The organism is Photorhabdus sp. RM323S, assembly GCF_042879375.1.
In the GTDB taxonomy this organism is placed as follows: domain Bacteria; phylum Pseudomonadota; class Gammaproteobacteria; order Enterobacterales; family Enterobacteriaceae; genus Photorhabdus; species Photorhabdus tasmaniensis.
Genome location: NZ_JBHFKZ010000112.1, coordinates 1 through 3,134 on the forward strand (window position 1 = coordinate 1; position 3,134 = coordinate 3,134).

Here is a 3,134-nt window from a genome sequence, read left to right on the forward strand (position 1 = left end):
GAGACACTACCCAGTTCCACTATTGCACTTTGGCAAACATTATCGCCTGGATCACGCATCATCAACGAGTATGGCCCAACCGAAACCGTCGTGGGTTGTACCGTGTTTGATATCAACCATCTGAGCTGTTTTGCCGATAACGTACCGATTGGCCGCCCAATATCCAATACCCAAATTTATATTCTCGATACCTACGGGAAACCTGTCCCAATGAGTGTCACTGGTGAACTTTACATTGGGGGAGTCGCTGTCGCTCGTGGTTACCTGAATCGGCCAGAATTGACCGCTGAACGTTTCCTCATTGATCCGTTTAGTGATCGACCGGGTGCTCGTATGTACCGTACCGGGGATTTAGCTCGTTACCTGCCGGATGGCAACTTGGAATTCCTGGGCCGCAACGACCAGCAAGTTAAAGTCCGCGGTTTCCGCATTGAGCCGGGGGAAATTGAAGCCCGGCTGATAGAACACCCGGCGGTACGTGAATCGGTGGTGTTGGTGTTGGGAGAAGCGCAGGATAAGCGTCTGGTCGCTTATGTTGTGGTGCAAACGGATGAGGGGCTGGCGAATAGCCTGCGTGCTCACCTGAGTGCAACTTTACCTGACTATATGGTACCGTCGGCCTTTGTGCGGCTGGATGCACTTCCGTTGACCCCGAACGGTAAGCTGGATCGTCGAATGCTGCCGGCGCTGGATAATGACGCGTTTGCCCATCAGGTTTATGCTGCGCCACAAGGGGAAACGGAAATTGCACTGGCAGCTATTTGGCGTGAGTTGCTGGGGGTTGAGCAAGTCAGCCGGCATGACAGTTTCTTCACGCTGGGCGGTCATTCTCTGCTTGCCATGCGAATGACAAATCTTGCCGCCAGTTGTGGTTTGGTTTGCACATTAAATGCTTTATTCCAATTCCCGGTGCTGTCTGAACTGGCATCTAAAATCACGTCAGATTTATTGTCTCAACCGCAAAGCAGCGCCATATCGGTGCGAATGGCTGGAACGGAATTGCCGCTGTTCTTTGTTCCCAGTGGATTGGGGGACCATTCCTATGTCTTCGGGCTGGCTCAACATATCCAGTCAAGCTATCCGATTTATGCCCTTCCCTGGTCATCCATCAGTGAAGAACCGATGTCAACGATGGAAGAACACGTAGCCAGAATGATCAGCTTGATGAAAGCGGTTCAGCCGGAGGGTCCGTATCGGATATGTGGTTACTCTTCCGGCGGCATATTGGCTTATGCCATTGCCCAGCAGCTTTTGCATACTGGTGAGACGGTGAACTTCCTGGGATTGATTGATACGCCGGCACCTCATTATGTCAGCGAACAGCCTGTGCAGCCTAAACATCAGTTCTTTACCGAGTTGGCCAGGCAATTTGGGGAAGAACACACTGAGGAGATAGCAGCGTTGTACCAGCGAATCAATGAGCTGAATTTAGTCCAGTTTATTGAAGCAGCACAGGAGTTGGCGTTATACCCGGTCAATCTGCGCGCTGATTTAATCGCAAAACGTTGGGAGCAGATAGAGTGTTATGCGCAAATAGTCGGAAATTATGAGCCGCAAGGACTAGCGGTAACGTTGCATCAATTTTATGCGATAGAACCTTCCTCCTCTTTTATTGCGGATGAAGAACCAGAATCGTTAAATATAGAACCGTCGCTAGGCTGGGCGCAGATAATATCTGATACTTCGCTTAAGTTGATTGCGATACCGGGTAACCATTTTAGTTTATTGGAGGAGAATGAAAATAAAGCGGCTTTAGCGCAGGCTATGAATAGGGTGTTGGCAATCAATTGTGACAGGGAGGTGTTGTAATACAGATGTATTAATCAATATTGAATAATTTAATATTAGTGTGATAATCCGGTATATATTGTTTATACCGGATTATTTCTATGCTAAAACAGAATAAGGAAAAGGATGATTTTTATAATAAATTATTTGATTATACCCAAGAAACTTCAAGATGCAGTTTTTAGCACCTGAAAATGGTCGTTAATTCTAGACGTCAACGAGTCCGCTATATCAGGTAGCGTTGTGGTGAAAAATTTGAATACGTTGTCTCGAAATTCATGTTTATTAGCGAAATAACGGTTATTTCGAACATGTTCATTCATGACCTTCCATAATCGCTCTATCGGGTTTAAATTTGGGCTGTATGGCGGAAGGTAATGTAACTCAATATTGCTAACATAAGCCCAATCCTTCACAAGATGCGCTTTGTTGTAACCTGCACCATCCACAATAAGATGAATTTTTTGATGATAGTTAGGATAAAACCTTCTTATTTCATTGAAAAAAACGGTCGCGGTAGGAATAGCCGTTACCGGCTACCCCCCGCACAGATCCGGACGTGCGCGACTAACGCATCCGGCTCCTACCTCGGGTGTTTGGCGTAAAAGCGCTGCAAAGGATAAGGATGCACAATTCGGGGGAACGGTATCCATTTATTCACCCGTTGACTGTAACGCGACCACGTCATTTTGTGCCGCTGGCTTCGCCGTTTCAGTGACTTCAGCCACATCCGCTTCACTTCTTCCACAAATTGACACAATGCTCTGCTGTTGAAGGGGACACCATAGTCATTGATGTGCCCTTCTACCAAGCCATCGTCCCGTTTCTTCCGGGCGGTTGTGCAGCCCGTTGCCGCAGCCCCTGTTTTATTCGCTTCAGTTGTGTTTGACGCCGTTTTTGTTGGGTTTTGCGCATCACCGCATCCTTGCCCGTGTGTAATCGTCCTATATAATGCGTAAATCCCAGAAAATTAAACGTCCCCGGTTTGCCCCTTTCCGGCCGCTCCTCATATTGCTTTAACGCAAAGCGGCCAAATCGTACCAGCCGGGTTTTCGCTGGATGTACCTTCAACCTAAACTGCATCAGACGTCGTTGTAGCAGGAATTGGCACGCCCGAGCATCCTGATGTTTCTGGAAGCCCAGTACCGGTCGAGTCACCCGCGGGAACCGCCCCCTCAGGTGCTCACAGAACCGGACATGAACCTCTCAGCTCATCCGGCTCTTCCCATTGAAGCCTGCCCCCATAGCAGCGGCCAGTGTGCAAACAGCCTTGTTTCCTTCCGCGCCATACGCGCCAGCCAGTGACTGGCGCGTCGGCGGTGTCCACGAAGACGCTTATGTTTGCG

General features: G+C 48.8%; 2 protein-coding genes and 1 pseudogene. 1 reads left to right on the forward strand and 2 read right to left on the reverse strand.

The window, feature by feature from the left end:
* Window positions 1–1,809 (forward strand): thioesterase domain-containing protein (locus tag ACGF7G_RS21770; RefSeq protein ID WP_387468338.1); only part of this gene is annotated, 1,809 nt, incomplete at its 5' end.
* Window positions 1,810–1,955: 146 nt separating this feature from the next.
* Here ACGF7G_RS21770 and ACGF7G_RS21775 read toward each other — a convergent pair.
* Together ACGF7G_RS21775 and ACGF7G_RS21780 are read right to left on the reverse strand one after the other, a co-directional pair.
* Window positions 1,956–2,294, reverse strand: a pseudogene (locus tag ACGF7G_RS21775) (transposase); the annotation flags it as partial.
* Window positions 2,295–2,592: 298 nt separating this feature from the next.
* Window positions 2,593–2,946 (reverse strand): hypothetical protein, encoded by a 354-nt coding sequence (locus ACGF7G_RS21780; protein ID WP_387468340.1) that lies wholly within the window; start codon window positions 2,944–2,946, stop codon window positions 2,593–2,595.
* Window positions 2,947–3,134 lie beyond the last annotated feature (188 nt).